The sequence below is a fragment of the Okeania sp. genome, from assembly GCF_983059655.1.
Map to the genome: position 1 here is coordinate 1 of NZ_CEZPJD010000828.1, position 3,458 is coordinate 3,458.

At 36.1% G+C, this 3,458-nt stretch carries 3 protein-coding genes; 1 reads left to right on the forward strand and 2 read right to left on the reverse strand.

The annotated features are described in order from the left end of the window. Positions 1-596: 596 nt before the first annotated feature. Positions 597-1,196, forward strand: coding sequence for a hypothetical protein (locus AC3DU7_RS28985; RefSeq protein ID WP_488042719.1), 600 nt, complete (start codon positions 597-599; stop codon positions 1,194-1,196). A 683-nt stretch (positions 1,197-1,879) separates the two neighbouring features. On the opposite strand, the gene AC3DU7_RS28990 is transcribed toward AC3DU7_RS28985, so the two are convergent. Continuing rightward, positions 1,880-2,764: a nucleotidyltransferase gene (locus tag AC3DU7_RS28990; RefSeq protein WP_488042720.1), complete on the reverse strand. Its 885-nt coding sequence runs from the start codon at positions 2,762-2,764 to the stop codon at positions 1,880-1,882. 230 nt (positions 2,765-2,994) lie between these two features. Beyond that, the coding region (locus tag AC3DU7_RS28995) for an HNH endonuclease (RefSeq protein ID WP_488042721.1) at positions 2,995-3,458 on the reverse strand (464 nt) is incomplete at its 5' end.

A 3,458-nucleotide genomic window follows, 5' to 3' on the forward strand; every position in this document is an offset into this window, starting at 1 on the left:
TAGGCAATAGCGGTCAGACCCCGCGTCGCCGACAGCTCGCTTGCGGAACGCCGACCAAGAGAGGCAGTAGGGGGGATAAAAAGCTGATTATATAAAACTTTTAGCTATTGGACAGTTCCTGAAATTTGTAAAGCAAGCCAGCGCACATTGCTATATCAGTTATCAGTACCTCTGTAATAAGGAGGTAAGAAAATACGGAATTCTCTTTTTTTATTTCCTTAAAAGAGGAGGCTTTAGACCAAGATTTTTCGCTAAAAGCAACCTTGGAAATTGAGAAATAATAAAAGTTACTGCCAAATTTCCTTTCCTAAACTTTAGAAGTAGTTATTCATTTACTCATTAATTAATTATCAAAATAATATGGGTTGCCCCACCCCGCCTTTTAAGGCGCAATATTTTTGGAGCTTTTCTCAAATCCCCGTTACAAAAATAACTTCTGTACGGGCGAACGGCCGTTTGCTTCGCATAACTATCGTTAACGCCCCTACTGACTTCTGACTTCTGACTTCGTTAACCGGATAGTATATTAAGCTATTTCAATAATTCAATAACTTTGATTATAGAATTGTATAAATACAGTTATTTTAATTACGATTATGGACTGCTACAACGAAAAAAAAAGAGTAGTAAAAACTTCAAATCAATGCCATAGTAAACCTCTTACTCCTCAGAAAAAAACTCTTTCAGATTTGGTGAAAGATTATCTAAAACACTACCATAATTACTATACTTTTCAAGAACAATGGTGGGGCGATAAAAACCTAAATTGGGAAGGTGCTTTAGAGAGAGCTTGGATGTCTAGGTTTCCAGATGGCAAAATGCACTCTCATCAACGTCGAGTATCCTCTAAATTAGGGGTAGGATTGAGAGTTTCACTAGCAGATGGCCTAAAACCTTCCTTAGAGACTTTCGATCAACTTTATGAGTGGGTAGAATCTGTTACTAATCGGGTTAAGGGTCTGGGAGTAATGACCACTTACGATGTAGCTCAACGCTTAGGTATGTGGTTAGAGTTATACCCAACTATAGTCTACCTTCATCAAGGAACGTCGGCTGGTGCTGAAAAATTCAATGTCAGAGGAAAGACTGCCCCTCTTGATGCCTTTCCTCCAGAAATTCAACAGTTAGGAGCTGCTCATGCTGAGAATTTTTTGTGTATTTACAAACAATATTTTATTTCAACTTCAGTTGTTTGATTAGATAGATAGAAATCCTAAATCAAATCAAAGATTATGATGTTATATCATGTCCGGATAATAAGTGATAAAAAAATTTTTGTTTGTAGTTTCTAAATGTTTGTAGTGCGGGAATCTTGCCCGCGGCAGTTGTACCTCATGTTTAGTAGAATCTGCATATATTTTTATAATTCTATAATTAGGGCTTCCTGATTAAATCTAAAAGTCTTTACATATAAAGGTAAGTGCCTTTTTAAGTATCAAAAAGCGCGAGGTTTATAGGTAGTTCAATAATTGATAATTGATAATGGATAATTGATAATTACCTCTCCCTAAAACGGAATTGATTGAATAAAAGGAAAATTTTTTCTTATTTCCCCTTGAAAGGGGAGGCTTCAAGGCGTGAATTATTTAATTATTTAATTATTTAATTATTAATTCTTCGGTAATGGTTCAAAAATTTAGGATTTTGGTCAAGAGTTGGGCAAAAAGATCGAAGGACTATTCTTTCTGTTATTTCCTCCATAATTTCTATTTATTCTGACTCCTAACTCCTCCCCTTACTATGTATACTTATTCAGCAAAACCTAATTATAGTTTTTCCAAGAAAATTAGATTCTTTGCCCAGTCAGTAACTAGAAATTATGGCTATATCAAAAAATAGACAAGAAATAGACGAAACTATTCATTCTGATTTCTGACTCCTAAAAAATTCCTGCCATTTCCACCAACTCTACACAAACTTGATTCAAAAATCCCCGGTCTACTTGTTCTGGTAATTCAGTCTTAATCTCCTTAATTTCATCAAACAAATCATCCGCTAATCTTTTCACATCCTCATAAATAACATCCCCATTTCTAACCGATAATAAATACTCGGCATCTCCCACTTTTTTCCGATTCACATAAAGCACCCCCTCCCGCAAAATTTCAATTCCCATTCTTAACAACCGAATACAATGACTCATGTGCTTGGCATCATATCCACACTTCCTTTCTAACTCCTTCCGTTGCAAATTTCTACCTTTATTCCAACTACAATAAGCTTCCCATTGACTTAAACCTTGCCGATAAGCTTGAGTTAAGTGCAACAAATGAATAAAATCGTTTTTTGCTCGGGTATATTCTTGCACTTTTGGTAATAATTCATCAGAAATGGGATGCTGTTTAAGAATTGCTTTATAATCAATTTTTTCTAACAATAAATCTCGTAGTTGCTGAGTTGGTTCTAAAAATTCTATACAGTCTCTAACCAACATATAAAGGAATTCCATAAAAGCATTAACTTCTGATTTGGTTAAAGGTCTATAGCTATTTTCATTCAGTCCAAAATCTTGAGGTTCTGGCTTTTTTGCTGGAGGATTTAATAGCCATTTTCTATGAGTTTCCACTCGTTTAATTTGAGAGTAAGCATAGCCCGCAAAAGAAGCTCTGATTTTCTGGGAAATAAATGCCTGACGATAGGAGATTAGCTTTTTTCCCACTGACGATAAATGTAAGTAAAATTCTGAATCTAACCAGAGAGTTTCTAATATATTGGGGTTATTGTTATAGACCAAGGTCAGAAACTTTCTTAACTCATAAACCACACAATCTTTGACATTATCTAATACTGGATATAAACCTGTTCCTGGTTCATCCCAACCTCGGTCTTTTTGTTCAAAAGAGTTAAACTAAGCCAGGTAAGTTACCCTACCCGACTCGTCTTCAGAACCGGACGTGAGACTTTCACCTCCAAATCGGCTCCTCTCTTAAACGTCCCTTGTCATGGGTACATCCCTGTCTTAATATCAACATATCGTCAACCCATAGATAATCTTCAGGTAAATCCTGTGACTTTGGTTGCGTGTATGTCTTTTTTATAATCGGCAGTTTTAGTATCGTGGCAATGTCGGTGCAACAACTGTTTGTTTTTGATTGTGTTGTCACCACCTTTAGACCTTGGTTTTATATGGTCAACTTCCATAAGGTCAGTCGGACTAAAGGTTAGCCCACAAAATGCGCATTTATTCTTTTGCCGTTTTAGCAGCGTTGTGACTTCTTTCCTTACGCCTGGATATTTACCGATTCTGTTACTCCAATAAGTCCAATCGCCGTCATAAGGGGATTTATTACCTTTAACTTTAATGTGCCGTATAATAGGCACATCTGAGTGTCGGTTTAGTATATATTCGCCGTCATTAAGTAACCAATTTCTGGTTCCTTTGCAACAAGAGAAATACTTTTTCTTGACCAAAAAAGAAGGTCTCAAGCCTCCCCTTTCAAGGGGATGAAAAAAATAAA